This window comes from uncultured Psychrobacter sp. (assembly GCF_947495825.1).
Classification (GTDB): domain Bacteria; phylum Pseudomonadota; class Gammaproteobacteria; order Pseudomonadales; family Moraxellaceae; genus Psychrobacter.
Window position 1 is genome coordinate 107,006 of record NZ_CANMAH010000004.1, and the last position, 15,008, is coordinate 122,013.

Here is a 15,008-nt window from a genome sequence, read left to right on the forward strand (position 1 = left end):
AATACTGACTGCAACTATTCATTTTGATGAATAACTTCAATGATTGATTCCAATTATCTATCCCCAATTGTGAGATGACTATGAGTGACAAGCCTTCTTTAAGCTACAAAGATGCCGGCGTTGATATTGATGCAGGCGATGCGTTGGTTCAACGAATCAAATCCGTAGCAAAAGCCACTACACGCCCTGAAGTTGTGGGTGGTCTAGGCGGTTTCGGCGCGTTATGTCGTATTCCGACAGGGTACACTTCTCCGCTACTCGTATCCGGTACTGACGGTGTTGGTACTAAGCTCAAATTGGCGTTACAACTAAACCGTCATGACACTATTGGCATTGATTTGGTCGCCATGTGTGTTAATGATTTATTAGTATGCGGTGCAGAGCCGTTATTCTTTTTAGATTATTATGCGACTGGTAAACTAGATGTTGACGTGGCGGCAACTGTGGTCACAGGCATCGGTGATGGTTGCAAACTTGCCAACTGCGCACTTATCGGTGGCGAAACGGCTGAGATGCCAGGCATGTATCAAGATGATGATTATGATTTGGCGGGTTTCTGTGTCGGCGTGGTCGAAGAAAGTGAGGTCATCACAGGCAAAAACGTCAGCGAAGGCGACGTGCTGATCGCTCTTGCCTCAAGTGGCGCGCACTCAAACGGCTATTCTCTTGTACGTAAAGTCATTGAGGTAAGCGATGTTGATGTCACTAACAGTGATGAGCAGCTGGACGGCCAGCCTATCCAAGATGCTTTAATGGCACCGACTCGTATCTATGTCAAGGCTATTAAAGCTTTGCAAGATACGCTTGGTAGCTCGGCTTTACATGCCATGTCTCACATTACTGGTGGCGGTTTAACAGACAATCTACCACGCGTATTACCAGATAACTTGGCCGCTAGCATTGACACAAATAGCTGGCAATTCTCAGAGCTATTCACTTGGCTACAAACCCAAGGTAATATCGAGCAAAGCGAGATGTATCGTACCTTTAACTGCGGTGTTGGTTTTGTCGTCGTGGTACCAAAAGACAAAGCTGATATCGCTATTAAGACTCTAAATGATGCTGGCGAAACAGCATGGCAGTTAGGCGAAATGGTCGAGCGTGGCTCTGACAACAGTGCGGACGCAGTGGTGTACCGTTAATGATAGACAGCAACGAAAAAGGTAATCATAAGCCATTACGGGTGGCTGTTTTGGTATCAGGCAGTGGTAGCAACTTGCAAGTCTTAATAGACGCCATGCAAGCAGGTGCACTACCTATTGAAATAGTAGGCGTCATTAGCAATCGTGAGGATGCTTATGCGATCACACGTGCTAAAGATGCCACTATTCCAGTTGCAGTGTTGTCACACGTTGCTAGCGGCAAACGTATGGGGATTAAGACTTTTGAAACTCATGCTAGCGCGCAGCTAACTACATGGCAACCCGACCTGATTGTTTTGGCTGGTTTTATGCGGGTACTAAGTGCCGAATTTATAGATAACGCGCCAGCTCCAATGATTAATCTACATCCTGCTTTGTTACCTGCCTATAAAGGCCTTGATACTTATCAACGCGTCATACAGGCAGGCGATCGTCATCATGGCTGTAGTATCCATGTGGTAACCGCTGAGCTCGACGCAGGCACTGTCCTGACCCAAGCCCTGCTGGAAATCAATCACAAAGATACTGCTAATAACTTGCAGACACGTGTACAAAAGCTTGAGCATCAACTGTTGCCTTGGACAATTTTGTTATTGGCTAAAGGTGTCTTGTCGTTGAACAACGAGCAATTACCAAATCAGCAACCTACCTGTATGCCGACATTACCTTTGAAGCTATATTTAGACAGTTAAAGGTAACGGCAAGAAACAAAAAAAGGTATTAGCTATTTAAACCTATCGATCATAAAAAAGCCCAGCCATTCATATATTGAATGGCTGGGCTTTGTCTTACTTTCAAAGACATTTAGAGTGTTTTAACTCTAAATATCTTTATATGTTATTGGCCTTTATGGACATGGACACCTTTGATATTAACAAACTCTTTGATACCAAAGCCACCATGTTCACGGCCATGACCAGAGTTCTTGACGCCGCCAAATGGTATTGCTGGATTGGCAAGGCCATAACCATTAATATAGACCATACCTGTATCGAACTCTTCACTGGCTAGGCGAATTGCCTTGTCTTCGTCTTTAGAGAAGATTGCGCCGCCCAGACCATAACGGCTATCGTTAGCGATACGCAGCGCATCGTCTTGATCTTTAGCACGTATTAGCGATGCTACTGGACCAAATAACTCATCATCATAAGCTGGTTGACCTTTTTCGACGTTTTCCAAAATGGTCGCAGGATAAAAGCTACCTTTCCCTTCTGGTAACGTACCACCAACAGAGATTGTAGCGCCTTTACTTACACTCTCTTCCACTTGCTCATGCAATTTTTCTTGCAAATCTTTACGCGCTAATGGACCAAGATCTGAGCTATCATCCATTGGATCGCCAGCTTTTTTGCTTGCAAATTCTTTAACGATGCGATCACGGAACTCATCATATAAGCTATCAACAACGATAAAACGTTTTGCAGCAACACAAGTTTCACCGTTATTAATGAGACGTGCCTGTGTACAAGTTTGTACGGCAAGCTCTAAGTCAGCATCTTCTAAAACGATAAAGGCATCATTCGAGCCCAACTCTAATACTGATTTTTTGATTGCTTTTGCTGCTTGCTGACCAACGATGCTACCTGCACCATCACTACCAGTCAGCGTAACGCCGCGTACTTTATCATGGCCAATCAATACTTCCGATTGGTCATGATCGATTAGAATTGTACGGAATAAATCATTTGGTAAATCCGACTCATGGAATATTTTTTCAATTAATAAGCCAGATCCCGTTACATTCGCTGCATGCTTAAGTAAGATACTATTACCAGCCATCAAATTGGCAATGGTATAACGAAATACTTGGTAAGCTGGGAAGTTCCAAGGCTGCATCCCATAGATAACACCAATTGGCTGATAAGTAATGATGCCTTTCTTCATGCCTTCGACATCACGCTCATCATCCGCAAGAGCAGTAACACCTTTTTCTGCCGTGTAGTCACAAATTGCTTTGCATAAATCAACTTCACTCAAGCTTTGGCTATAGAGCTTACCGCGCTCTTCAGTCATAAGCTTTGATAGCTCTTCTTTATATTTCATCAAGGTCTCACCGATAGAGTTGATGACCTTTGCACGTTCTTCATGACTGGTTTTACGCCATTCTAAAAACGCTTGATGTGAGGCTTCAACGATCTTGTTGACCTCATCATTACTCATATAGTTATATTCTTTAATGTCTTCGCCCGTTGCTGGGTTTACAGTCGTAATATCTGCCATGATTATTAACCTTATTTATTTGTTTAATTAATTGATAAATTGCTAAGTAGCTTAGATGACACTAATTATAAAACATATGTTTTTTAGCCTTATTATCTAGGCTCAATTAGCTATTGTTTTAAAAAGGTTCGTTTTAAATAACTTTTTACTTAACGTTTGACTTTTCTAAGTTGGAATTATCATAACAAAACTATTTGGCTTACAGTTTTACAAGATATAAAGAAATGTGCTTAATATGTTAATAGTGTGACTATGTTATTAAGAATTACTTAACCAATACTAATTTTAAGCAAATAAAAAACCAGCACGGTGGCTGGTTCTATACTGTCTCTTTTTTAATAAATACATGAATAAGAGATACTTTATTCGTTAGTTTTTTAGAACAGATGATTAATAGTAGGTACCTCTTGCTCTTGGTTTTCTTCATCAGCGACCACTTGCCGTGCCACATGCATAATTAGTTGCCGTAACCAGCGGTGAGCTGGATGATGCTGTAGTAACGGTGACCACGCCATCGTTAGCTCAAACTCAGGAATAAAAAATGGTGGCTCTTTCATCATGATGCTGTCGTTGTCGGCCTGCATGCGTGCAACTCGTGTCGGCAATGTGGCAATCAAATCTTTATTTGCTGCAAGCATTGCTGGCATCTGATAATGGCGGGTAAAAACGCTAATTTGACGTTTTTGGCCCAAGCGCTGCAATGCTTGGTCAATAGAGCCAAGTCCGCCAGATTTTTCTGGATTGACACCAAACCCTACGCCCATACCAGTCTTAGACACCCATACATGCTGCGCTTTTAGATAGTTTTTGAGATTAAAACGGTTAGCATAAGGGCTCTCTGATGCTAGCAAACAACTAAAAGTGTCACGCCAAACCAATACTTGATGAAAGCTTTGGGGTATTTCATTAAAACGGTTAATAGCCAAATCGACTCGGCCCTGCTCCATATCACGATAAGACACATCTGATGGCGTTAAAAAGTCCAAAATGACATTTGGTGCTTCAGAGCGTAACGCTTTGACCAGCTTTGGCACCAACGTTGCTTCCGCATAGTCTGAGGTCATGATACGAAAGACGCGTGATGTGCTATAAGGACGAAACTCTGTACGTGGTTCGAGCACTTGAGTCAAATCGGCAAGTATTTCACGAATACGCGGTTGTAGCTCTAAAGCTCTTTCTGTCGGAGTCATGCCTTCAGATGAGCGTACTAACAATGGATCATTAAACAATTTACGCAAACGCCGCAGAATATTACTCATTGCAGGCTGCGTAATGCCTAACTGCTCAGCAGCACGTGTGACGTTTTTTTCTCTTAATAATACATCTAAATGCACCAATAAATTCAAATCAACCCGCTGCAGATTCATACGTTTTCTCTTTTACTTAGAATAAATGCTACTTAGTAATTAGCCATTTTGTGTGTGATTATTATACTTGCTATCGCTTACCTGACAAATCTCAATATGATTATTAAAAATCTTGTCTAAAAATCATTAAATTTTGATTATTATAACGTGATTTAGTCAATATAAATTATTGTTTTAATTATACTATATATAGATAAAATACCAAAGATAACAATCATAAATTAGGTAAATCTAGGTATCCCCGCTATAGTGAGTTATATGAATGATTTGCAACGTAGACGATAACTTTCACACAAATCATGGTTATCCTCATATAGCTGGTTAATGTATTTAGCTATTTAACTCAGTTGCAGTATAACGATTTAGTAGTGGTAGCACATAATACTCTGCTCATCTGTCACCTGTTACGCCTTTGATTATTGTAACATCTCTTATCTTATTAATAGGTCATGATTTGCCTATCTGTTTTAATACATAAAGATAAGAGCATTAAAAATTGTATAAATATCTGCCTAACGTCTGAATTTTCAAATACAGTTGAGCAAAGCGCTTGTATTTGTTGTTGGGTTTGTTTAGGGTAATAGAGGTAAGGTTTATAGCAGATTGTTATTCGTTGTTTATGGATAAAACTTCAACGTATTCTTAGTAGTACTAGCAACCATTGAATTTGAATGTCTTGAGTGTAATCATAGTTCGCGTAACTTCCACGCAAGTACCGTTATTATCATTTTACCATTTGATTTTTTGTTCGTTAAACTTTTAATACCCCAACAAGGAGACTGTAGATGTCAACTAATTATAAATCAGCGATCGATTTAGTACGTGAATTAAAGCAAAAGCACGGTAATTGGCAGAATATCAGCGAAACTGATGCTGCACGTATGATGTTACAGAACCGCTTTAAGACTGGTTTAGATATTGCAAAATACACAGCAAAAATTATGCGTCAAGACATGGAAGATTATGACAATGACACTTCTCAGTACACACAGTCTCTAGGTGCTTGGCATGGTTTTATTGCCCAGCAAACTATGTACGCTAAGAAAAAATACTTTGGCACAACGTCTAAAACTTATATCTATCTATCAGGTTGGATGGTAGCCGCCCTTCGCTCTGAGTTTGGTCCTCTACCTGACCAATCTATGCACGAAAAAACCTCTGTGCCAAAGCTAATCGAAGAAATCTATACTTTCCTACGTCAAGCAGATGCTAAAGTCCTAAACGATTACTTCCGTGAGCTAAACGCAGCTGAAGAAGCAGGCCAAGACACCAAAGCTATTTTAGAAAAAATCGAAAACTTTGATTCACATGTTGTACCAATCATCGCCGATATCGATGCAGGCTTTGGTAATGAAGAAGCCACTTATCTGTTAACCAAGCAGATGATCGAAGCTGGTGCTTGTGCTATCCAAATTGAAAACCAAGTATCTGATGCCAAACAGTGTGGTCACCAAGCAGGTAAAGTAACCGTACCGCATGAAGATTATATCGCCAAAATCAATGCAATTCGTTATGCATTCTTAGAGCTTGGTGTGGAAGACGGTGTCATCGTGGCTCGTACCGATAGTGAGGGCGCATCACTCACGCAAAAAATCCCAGTATCAAACGAACCAGGCGATCTTGCTTCTAAATATATCGACTTCTTAGAAATGGAAGAAGTGAGCATTGAAGACGCCAACGAGAACGATAGCCTACTCAAGCATGACGGCAAATTGGTACGTCCAGTTCGTATGCCAAACGGCCTATACCAGTTCCGTGAAGATACCAACATCGACCGCGTTGTACTTGACTGTGTGACTGCGCTTGAAAATGGTGCTGACTTGCTTTGGATTGAAACACCAACGCCAGACGTCGAGCACATTAAAATGATGGTTGATCGTATCAAAGAGCAGCAGCCTAAAGCTAAGCTTGTTTATAACAATAGCCCATCGTTCAACTGGACGCTAAACTTCCGTAAGCAAGTGATCGCTCAGTGGGAAGAAGAAGGCAAAGACGTCTCTAAATACAATAAAGACGACTTAATGAGCAGCGACTATGATGGTACTGAACTTGATGCAGCAGCTGACGTTGCCGCTCAAAACTTCCAACGTGATGCATCACGTGAAGCAGGTGTCTTCCATCACTTGATTACCCTACCAACTTACCACACCACCGCTCTTAGCGTGCATGAGCTTGCTAAAGGTTACTTTGGTGAAGAAGGTATGCTTGCATATGCAGCTGGCGTACAGCGTAAAGAAATTCGCGAAGGCATCTCTTGTGTTAAGCACCAAGCAATGGCAGGCTCTGACTTAGGTGATGATCACAAAGAAATCTTCTCAGGCGACAATGCCCTAAAAGCTGGCGGCGAAAAGAACACTATGAACCAGTTCTAATACCCAAGAGCTCTTAAGTATAATATTAAAAAAAGCCGCCCTATACACTATAGGGCGGCTTTTTTGTTGCAGTTTAAACCATTATAGAATGGTAGACTAAGAACTATTAGACAAGATGAATAGGAGCCATCATGCAAGAAATAGAGCTGAAATTTCTAGTGCCAGAGTCACGGCTTAAGGGTTTGATGCGCCAAGCGCAGGTTAAATCCTCACAGACCACGCAGCTGGCCGCCCATTATTACGATACGTCTGATCAAAAGCTTGCCCAAGCTGGTATTGGTCTACGTATTCGTCAAGAAGGCGTTACTTGGGTTCAGACCATCAAAGCTGGTGGTGATGGAATCGCTGCACGCCTAGAGCATAATGCCATATTAGACAATGAACAAGTAAAGGCAATGCTAGATAACGACACGCTAATGCCTGATTTGACAATTTACAAAGACACTTCAATTGCCCCTGCTCTTGCTGACTTTAAGCTCAAAAAACTGGCGAAAAAACTCACACGATTATATGTGACTGATGTAGAGCGCATCACACGCTTGCTAATAGAAGACAGTAATGATGAAGACAGCAGTAAGATTGAGATAGCGTACGATCGTGGCGAGGTTATCCATGGTAATGATGGTACTCAGCGAAACTCTATTCAAGAGATTGAGTTTGAGCTGGTAGCAGGAGACGTAGATTTTTTATTCACGACCGCCAAAACCTGGTGCAAACGTTATAAGCTTTGCTTATCTACCGTGACCAAAGCTGAGCGCGGTGGCCTACTCATAAAAGGACAAAGTTACAGTCCAGCAGTTAGCGCTGATATTAGCCAGCTAACCATTGATAAAAATAGCAACGCGCCAGACTTTATACGCGCCGCCGTACATAACTGTCTACTACATATATTGCCTAATAGTAGTGCTATCGTAGCTGGTAGCGATGACAATGAACATATCTTGCAGCTGACTATCGGACTTACTCGCTTGCAAGCCGCCTTACAAGCTTTTGCCAGCTTCTCTGATGAGATTAATCCTGATTGGCTTCCAATATTAAAACAAACAGCGACCTTACTTGCTGACTATCAAGCGCTTGCCTATCTCACCACTCACATTGAGCCCAAACTACAAAGTCACGGTGCACCTGCCGTTGATTGGACAGCAGATATTGAAGCCCTCAAGATTCAGCCAATTGACATTGTAAGCGCCAATGACTTTCAGCTTACTTTGCTAGAACTGATTGCTTTTACTATGAGCGATCCAAGTCTCGAACCCAAAGCAGACAAGCCTGCTGTAGATAAAGTCACCAAGACGCTATCTAAGCAGTATGCAGCATTTATTGAGACCGAACAAAGCCTAAAAGATAAAAGCGATGAGCTTGGTAGTGAAGCTTTGGCAAGCACTGAACTAAAAAACCCTGATTTAAAAAGCAAAGATAACAACCAGACACAGCATGATTTATACTGTCAGTTGGTAGACTTACGTTGTGCCAGTGAATTTGCCTCACTCTTATTAAGTAAGAAAAAAGCTAAAAAGAAAGCCAAAGCTTGGTTGAAACGTTTGGTCAAAGCACAACAGGCATTGGCACAATATCGCACTCATACGCAGTACCAACAGTATTATGAGCGACGCTCAGCGACTGATACCAATGCGTTATATGGTACAGGCTGGTTTGCTGCCACGTTAAAAAAAGACCTGAAACATGCCAAAAAACGCTTGGCTAAAGTTCAAGATAGTCCCACCTTTTGGTGAACATGCTTATAACGGTATAACAGAAATATGGAATAAAAAAGACAGCCATATTGATAAGTGCTGTCTTTTTAAGCTTTAAATTAATGAAGATAGCATTATTTGTTATCTACACATTTTGTCTATACACTCATTCATTAGCTCGCGATAATAGTGACAGTATCACCCTCTTCAACTTGTTCAAATAGCTCAATGATGTCCTCGTTACGCATACGCACACAACCATGTGAGAGCGGCACGCCCATTGGCTCCGTATCTGGCGTGCCATGAATATAAATGTAACGCTGATAAGTATCGCAGCCGCCTTGACTATTACTGCCCTTGTTCACACCTTCTTCTAGACCACTTAACCATAAGATACGGCTCAATATCCAGTCGCGCTTAGGGTGCAGCTGACCAAACTTGGCATCATATACTTCTCCTGTAAGCACACGTCCTACAAACACAGCATTTATAGCCGCATCGTTACCTATTTTTTTTGCAATGACATGTCTACCAAGCGGTGTACAACCACTATCTTGCTGGCTGCCAATGCCGTTTTTTGCCGTTGACACTATATATTGGACAACGACTTTATCCTGCTGATATAGAGTTAAAGTCTGCTGTGCAACGTTAATAATCAGCTGTTTTTCGAGACTAACGTGGTTGTTCATAAAAGCATCCGATTGTGATTCATCAAACGACTCATGACGTTATGATTAAAAATGATTAAAAATTTCTATTATTAAGGGATTGTATCAAGGCATTTGGCACCGTAATATAGAGGCACACTTTTTGATGCTAGCAGATTATGACGACTATTTCACCGACACGCGTGTCGATGTATGACTTTTTATATCAAGATACCCAGCCCATGATATCATTATTAGCTGATGTGGCTCAGCTATCAATACCGCAGACACGCCTTGCCGTTGGTTCTGGTTTACAAGTGATTGTGAGTGCTTTACTCGCTTACCAGCAGCATTATCAAGGTCAATCTGTCAGCAAAAAACTATTTAATCGTAGTGCTGTAAAAGAGTTACGTCGATATAACTCTATGAACTTTGCCACTATCGAGGCAACCTTATATTATCGTCATGATGCTGCTGATACCGTATTTAAAGACAACGCTGATATAGTTAAAGCTAGCGAATATATTGCCAATCAAATCGACGCTACTACTGTGCAGGTACAAGCCTTACTCGGCTGTTTATGCGTTATCGTTTTACGCGAGCTTGCTATATTAGCGGACTATAGTCAGCTTGATAATGATGAGATAGACAAATGGTTTGCTTTACAACCTCAGTTTTTGTCAGCGGATCGGTTTGCCAGTAAGACGCCAGCACCAGACTCTATCTCTACAAACGTAGAACCTACTACAAGCACAGTACCCAATATAGAAACTACAGAGGTAGTGCCAGAAAACACAGAGGTAAAACGCTTAAATAACGAGCAGTTATCCAGTACGCCACCGGCCTTCGATCCATTTTGGTATGAGCTGACTGCATTTAAACCTGACAATAATGAACCTATACAAGATATGCAGCTTGCAACTGGTAATTATTTAAAGGCCATTGGCCGTTCATCTGAGAACATCCAGCAAGGCGGACATAACGATTTACTGATGTTTGCAGAGATGCCTGCTATCACATTACCACACCAGCGCTGGCTACTACAGTTGGCCAAAATTTCAGAGATTTACTTACAGCGTAATCGCCTACGTATTACTTCTGAGCCTGCAAACCCACCAAAACCTCCACTGGTCAGCCTAGGGCTTATCAATGGTAATAGCGACAATACTCCGGCAACCATCAGCGAAAAACCGATTGAGTATGACGCACCGACTCCCATTTGGAAAAACCCTGTTATCCTAGTTATTATTCTTGTGATCGGAGGTCTTAGTGCCCTTGCCACCTTAAAATATCAGACGCAAAAATCCACTGGTGTCGTCTCTGCAACAGAAGAAGTAGTGGCTCAAGACCTTGTTAAAGAACGTCAGCAACAAGATATCGCCATTGTCAAAGTAGATCATGAAGATTCTACCAGCTTAGACACCGTAAAAACTGAATAGACAAAGACAGTCATCAAAACAACCATAAAAAACAGAGACACTATGGATATAGGTCTCTGTTTTTATTGTTTAAAGCATTAACTGACTACCAAAGATGGTTTCTTTAATAGTTTCTTTTGCTTATTTCGATAAGTCGCGTCCACGGCTAGCTTCAATAGCCAAACGCAGCCCATTTAGACGGATAAAGCCTTCTGCATCTTTTTGATCGTAGGCACCCGCATCATCTTCAAAAGTTGCGATTTTTTCATCAAATAATGAATCATCAGACTTACGACCAACGACGCTCACCGCACCTTTATATAGCTTCACACGTACCGTACCATTGACATACTCTTGTGATTTGTCAATCAACGCTTGTAGCATCATACGCTCAGGACTGAACCAATAACCGTTATAGATGATTTTTGCGTAGCGCGGCATCAGCTCATCTTTTAGGTGCGCAGCTTCACGATCTAGCGTCAACGACTCGATACCGCGATGCGCTTTTAGCATGATCGTGCCAGCTGGCGTCTCATAACAACCGCGTGATTTCATACCGACGTAACGGTTTTCTACAATATCCAAACGGCCAATGCCATGTTTACCGCCAATCTCGTTTAGCTTAATCATGACTTCATAAGGCTTAAGGGCTTCACCATCGATAGCAACGATATCCCCTTTTTCATACTCTAGTTCTAGATACTGCGGCGCGTCAGGCGCTTCTTCTGGGCTCACTGACCAGCGCCACATATCATCTTCGGCTTCTGTATACGGCTCTTCTAACACACCGCCTTCATAAGAGATATGCAAAAGGTTGGCATCCATCGAGTATGGTGACTTTGTCTTTTGGTTGGCATAGTCGATTGCGATATCGTGCTCTTCGGCGTACTGCATCAAGCTCTCACGGCTAGACAAATCCCACTCGCGCCACGGCGCAATGGTTACCACATCTGGAGACAAAGCAACTGCACCAAGCTCAAAACGCACTTGGTCATTACCTTTACCAGTTGCGCCATGACTGATTGCATCAGCATTGTGTTCTTTGGCAATTTCAACCAAACGCTTGGCAATCAATGGTCGTGCAATAGAGGTGCCGAGTAGGTACTCACCTTCATAGATAGCGTTGGCACGAAACATTGGAAACACATAATCGCGAGCAAACTCTTCACGTAAGTCTTCGATATAAATGTTTTTGATACCCATCGCTTCAGCTTTGGCACGTGCTGGTTCAACTTCCTCACCTTGACCGATGTCAGCAGTAAAAGTAATCACTTCAGCATCATAAGTTTCTTGCAGCCATTTAGCGATAATTGAGGTATCAAGGCCACCTGAATATGCTAATACGATTTTATTGATATTTTTTGGATCAAGCTGAGCCATGAACAACTCCTAATATAAGAATTTAGTTATCAGAAAAAATACTGATAATGAATCGAAGATTAAATTGCCTACTCAGTGTACATCATATTCACAATTGGCAAAAGGACAACGGCTTTGTAGATGGTGATTTATCGAATATATCTACCATATATACTAGTAATGTTAGGGCATGCGGGCAAAGCTAGCGCGCATGAAAAATGCTACTATTATTAATAGCAGATTAGGTAGTTATATTTGTGCATATATTTAGTCCAGCGGTCAAATCTGCTATGATGGTTGGGGTTTATACCTCGTTATAAATAAACACAGTGACGAACAAGCAGCGTTATCGTTATGTAGAACAAGCCATTTGATCGTAATTTTTTATAATTAAGATATTAGATCAAAAACCTTTGCCCAAATCAAAATTACCTCGTTGCAGTGTTTATAGCTTAGTATAGTTTACTACCCTCTTTTTTCACTACCTCAAGACATAGAACACTATGACTCAAACTACTGATTCCATTAAAGAGTTAACCATCCTTCAGCCTGATGATTGGCATATTCATTTACGTGATGATAAAGCACTAGCGACCACTGTCAAACATGCAGCAGCCAGTTTTAATCGCGTTATTTGCATGCCAAACTTGGTACCACCAGTCAAAAACTTAGATGATGCTCGCGCTTATCGTGAGCGCATATTGCAACACCTACAAGCCAGCGATTTAGATGCTGAGCGCAAAGCGGCCTTTGATCCGCGAATGACTTTGTATCTAACCAACCAAACCACTGCAAAAGATATCGAGCTGGCTGCACAGTCTGGTTTCGTACAAGCAGTTAAGCTTTATCCAGCAGGAGCCACAACCAACTCTGCCGATGGCGTAACTGACATCAATGCTTGCGTTAATGTGTTCGAAGCCATGGAAAAGCACAATCTGCCTCTGCTATTGCATGGCGAGGTAACGCACGATCATGTCGACATCTTTGATCGTGAAAAGCGATTTTTGGAAGAAGTGCTTGGACAAATTATCGCCAAATTCCCTACTCTTAAGATTGTGATGGAACATATTACTACTAGTGACGCCGCTGACTTTGTCTTGGCACAAGGCAATCAGGTAGCAGCTACGATTACCCCGCAGCACCTAATGTTTAATCGTAACCATTTGCTGCTTGGCGGTATCAAGCCACACTTCTACTGTTTGCCTATCCTAAAACGCAAACAGCATCAAGAAGTACTGCTCAATGTGGCTACTAGTGGCAGTCCAAAGTTCTTTTTGGGCACAGACTCAGCGCCACACGCCACAGACAAAAAAGAAGCTGCTTGTGGCTGCGCGGGCTGTTATAGCTCATCAATAGCGCTGCCTTTATATGCCACTGCATTTGATAGTATTGGTAAAATTGACAAATTAGAAGGCTTTGCCAGTCGTTTTGGTGCTCAGTTTTATGGACTGCCAGTCAATGAAAACACCATTACTCTAACCAATAATCCTATGCAAGTACCGGCAGGTTACCCTTATTTTGATGGACAAACGCTTACCCCACTTATGGCTGGTGAGACGCTACCATGGTCTATCAAAGCTTAAACCGTACTTAAAACCCTTAATGCGACTGAGATGCTGTGAGTGTTCCATTGCTACTACGTTAGTAGTATTGGACACTTTTAGCATGTCAATGTATTTATATCATCGATAAAAGTGACTTAACTTAATATGACCATTCAAAACGACGCTACCTTGTCTAATGATGATTCATTACACATTCAAACTAATAAGCCTTCATGTAATAATAAAGGTATAGACTCACCTACTGACTCTAATGCCAACCAAACCAATGAGGAGACTGAGCAAGACTTGGCTCCCATGACTATGAAAGAGCGCTTTCGTAAGTTTATACCCGTCATTGTAGATGTAGAGACAGCAGGTTTTAATGCACAAACTGACGCATTGCTTGAAATTGCTTGTATTCCAATCTTATTAAACGAGGATGGCATATTTTATCCAGGAGAAGCGCTTAACGCTCATATTGAGCCTTTTGAAGGTGCCAATTTAGAGCCGCGATCATTGGCATTTACTGGTATTGATCCCAACAATCCAATGCGTAAAGCGATTGCAGAAGATGAAAAAACGGCCCTACGCCGTATATTTAAAAGTTTAAAAGAAGTGCGCCGCGCCGAAGACTGCCGTCAATGCGTGCTAGTCGGTCACAATGCTCATTTTGACTTAGCATTCTTAAATGCTGCGGTCATGCGTACCAATAGCAAAAATCACAATCCGTTTCATCAGTTCTCAGTATTTGACACGGTTACTTTATCAGCGCTAGCTTTTGGTCAGACAGTACTTGCACGTGCCTGTAAAGCCGCGGGTCTTGAGTTTGACGGTAATCACGCTCACTCAGCACTCTATGATACCCAAAAGACTGCTGAGTTATTTTGTCATATTTTAAACCACTATCCTATGCTGCCTAATGCTTTACATACTGAGCAAACAGAGGTAGAGTTGAATGACAACGACGACGAATAAACAGTAGCAGATGGATATTATTACATTTATTGGTCAGTAAGTTGATTTTAGTACTTAAATAACTTCACCATCTTGATTTTATAATCAATAAGAAGATAACTGTGAAAACCATAGTGAACAATAAGAAAGATGACTGTCTATTAAGGTTCATACATTCTACTGCATAAGTAAAATTGATAGCGCACTTCTCTTCTATGGCCTCTATCCATATCAACACAGTAATTTTCTGTAGATGATCTGAGTTGCTCACATCCTATGTCATGTACGCAA

Annotated in this window: 11 protein-coding genes; 7 read left to right on the plus strand and 4 right to left on the minus strand. The window is 41.6% G+C overall.

Annotated elements, in window-relative coordinates; all coding sequences use genetic code 11:
• The first annotated feature begins 80 nt into the window (after nucleotides 1-80).
• Complete coding sequence (gene purM, locus Q0895_RS06000) at nucleotides 81-1,142, plus strand: phosphoribosylformylglycinamidine cyclo-ligase (protein ID WP_299186449.1); 1,062 nt, start codon at nucleotides 81-83, stop codon at nucleotides 1,140-1,142.
• Complete coding sequence (gene purN, locus Q0895_RS06005; RefSeq protein WP_299186452.1) at nucleotides 1,142-1,834, plus strand: phosphoribosylglycinamide formyltransferase; 693 nt, start codon at nucleotides 1,142-1,144, stop codon at nucleotides 1,832-1,834. Before purM ends, purN begins: the two co-directional genes overlap by 1 nt.
• Before the next feature lie 145 nt (nucleotides 1,835-1,979).
• Here the strand turns inward: purN and Q0895_RS06010 are convergent, their stop codons facing one another.
• On the minus strand, nucleotides 1,980-3,362 hold the full coding sequence (locus tag Q0895_RS06010) for an NAD-dependent succinate-semialdehyde dehydrogenase (RefSeq protein WP_299186455.1): 1,383 nt from the start codon (nucleotides 3,360-3,362) through the stop codon (nucleotides 1,980-1,982).
• A gap of 377 nt (nucleotides 3,363-3,739) precedes the next feature.
• The gene (locus Q0895_RS06015) at nucleotides 3,740-4,729 is read right to left on the minus strand and encodes a LysR family transcriptional regulator (protein ID WP_299186457.1); all 990 of its coding nucleotides are present in this window, start codon (nucleotides 4,727-4,729) and stop codon (nucleotides 3,740-3,742) included.
• A gap of 785 nt (nucleotides 4,730-5,514) precedes the next feature.
• Between Q0895_RS06015 and Q0895_RS06020 the strand changes: the two genes are divergently transcribed.
• Together Q0895_RS06020 and Q0895_RS06025 are read left to right on the plus strand one after the other, a co-directional pair.
• On the plus strand, nucleotides 5,515-7,101 hold the full coding sequence (locus tag Q0895_RS06020) for an isocitrate lyase (RefSeq protein ID WP_299186460.1): 1,587 nt from the start codon (nucleotides 5,515-5,517) through the stop codon (nucleotides 7,099-7,101).
• Nucleotides 7,102-7,232: 131 nt separating this feature from the next.
• Nucleotides 7,233-8,834 carry a CYTH and CHAD domain-containing protein gene (locus tag Q0895_RS06025; protein ID WP_299186462.1) on the plus strand — a complete coding sequence of 534 codons (1,602 nt, stop codon included), beginning with the start codon at nucleotides 7,233-7,235 and terminating at the stop codon, nucleotides 8,832-8,834.
• 134 nt (nucleotides 8,835-8,968) lie between these two features.
• On the opposite strand, the gene Q0895_RS06030 is transcribed toward Q0895_RS06025, so the two are convergent.
• Nucleotides 8,969-9,484: a L,D-transpeptidase gene (locus Q0895_RS06030; protein WP_299186465.1), complete on the minus strand. Its 516-nt coding sequence runs from the start codon at nucleotides 9,482-9,484 to the stop codon at nucleotides 8,969-8,971.
• 137 nt (nucleotides 9,485-9,621) lie between these two features.
• Here Q0895_RS06030 and Q0895_RS06035 point away from each other — a divergent pair, with 137 nt between their 5' ends.
• Complete coding sequence (locus tag Q0895_RS06035) at nucleotides 9,622-10,881, plus strand: hypothetical protein (RefSeq protein WP_299186467.1); 1,260 nt, start codon at nucleotides 9,622-9,624, stop codon at nucleotides 10,879-10,881.
• Nucleotides 10,882-11,001: 120 nt separating this feature from the next.
• On the opposite strand, the gene Q0895_RS06040 is transcribed toward Q0895_RS06035, so the two are convergent.
• Nucleotides 11,002-12,240, minus strand: a complete 1,239-nt coding sequence (locus Q0895_RS06040; RefSeq protein WP_299186469.1) for an argininosuccinate synthase — start codon at nucleotides 12,238-12,240, stop codon at nucleotides 11,002-11,004.
• A gap of 482 nt (nucleotides 12,241-12,722) precedes the next feature.
• Between Q0895_RS06040 and pyrC the strand changes: the two genes are divergently transcribed.
• Complete coding sequence (gene pyrC / locus Q0895_RS06045) at nucleotides 12,723-13,802, plus strand: dihydroorotase (protein WP_299186472.1); 1,080 nt, start codon at nucleotides 12,723-12,725, stop codon at nucleotides 13,800-13,802.
• Between the two features lie 276 nt (nucleotides 13,803-14,078).
• Nucleotides 14,079-14,738, plus strand: coding sequence for a ribonuclease T (gene rnt, locus Q0895_RS06050; RefSeq protein WP_299186822.1), 660 nt, complete (start codon nucleotides 14,079-14,081; stop codon nucleotides 14,736-14,738).
• Nucleotides 14,739-15,008: the final 270 nt, after the last annotated feature.

What these genes read in the sequence shown, in the direction of transcription:
- Q0895_RS06025 (WP_299186462.1), top strand. Translation starts at nt 7,233, where the DNA reads ATGCAAGAAATAGAGCTGAAATTTCTAGTGCCAGAGTCACGGCTTAAG.
- Q0895_RS06040 (WP_299186469.1), bottom strand. Translation starts at nt 12,240, where the DNA reads ATGGCTCAGCTTGATCCAAAAAATATCAATAAAATCGTATTAGCATAT.
- pyrC (WP_299186472.1), top strand. Translation starts at nt 12,723, where the DNA reads ATGACTCAAACTACTGATTCCATTAAAGAGTTAACCATCCTTCAGCCT.
- Q0895_RS06020 (WP_299186460.1), top strand. Translation starts at nt 5,515, where the DNA reads ATGTCAACTAATTATAAATCAGCGATCGATTTAGTACGTGAATTAAAG.
- Q0895_RS06030 (WP_299186465.1), bottom strand. Translation starts at nt 9,484, where the DNA reads ATGAACAACCACGTTAGTCTCGAAAAACAGCTGATTATTAACGTTGCA.
- Q0895_RS06015 (WP_299186457.1), bottom strand. Translation starts at nt 4,729, where the DNA reads ATGAATCTGCAGCGGGTTGATTTGAATTTATTGGTGCATTTAGATGTA.
- Q0895_RS06010 (WP_299186455.1), bottom strand. Translation starts at nt 3,362, where the DNA reads ATGGCAGATATTACGACTGTAAACCCAGCAACGGGCGAAGACATTAAA.
- Q0895_RS06035 (WP_299186467.1), top strand. Translation starts at nt 9,622, where the DNA reads ATGACGACTATTTCACCGACACGCGTGTCGATGTATGACTTTTTATAT.
- rnt (WP_299186822.1), top strand. Translation starts at nt 14,079, where the DNA reads ATGACTATGAAAGAGCGCTTTCGTAAGTTTATACCCGTCATTGTAGAT.
- purN (WP_299186452.1), top strand. Translation starts at nt 1,142, where the DNA reads ATGATAGACAGCAACGAAAAAGGTAATCATAAGCCATTACGGGTGGCT.
- purM (WP_299186449.1), top strand. Translation starts at nt 81, where the DNA reads ATGAGTGACAAGCCTTCTTTAAGCTACAAAGATGCCGGCGTTGATATT.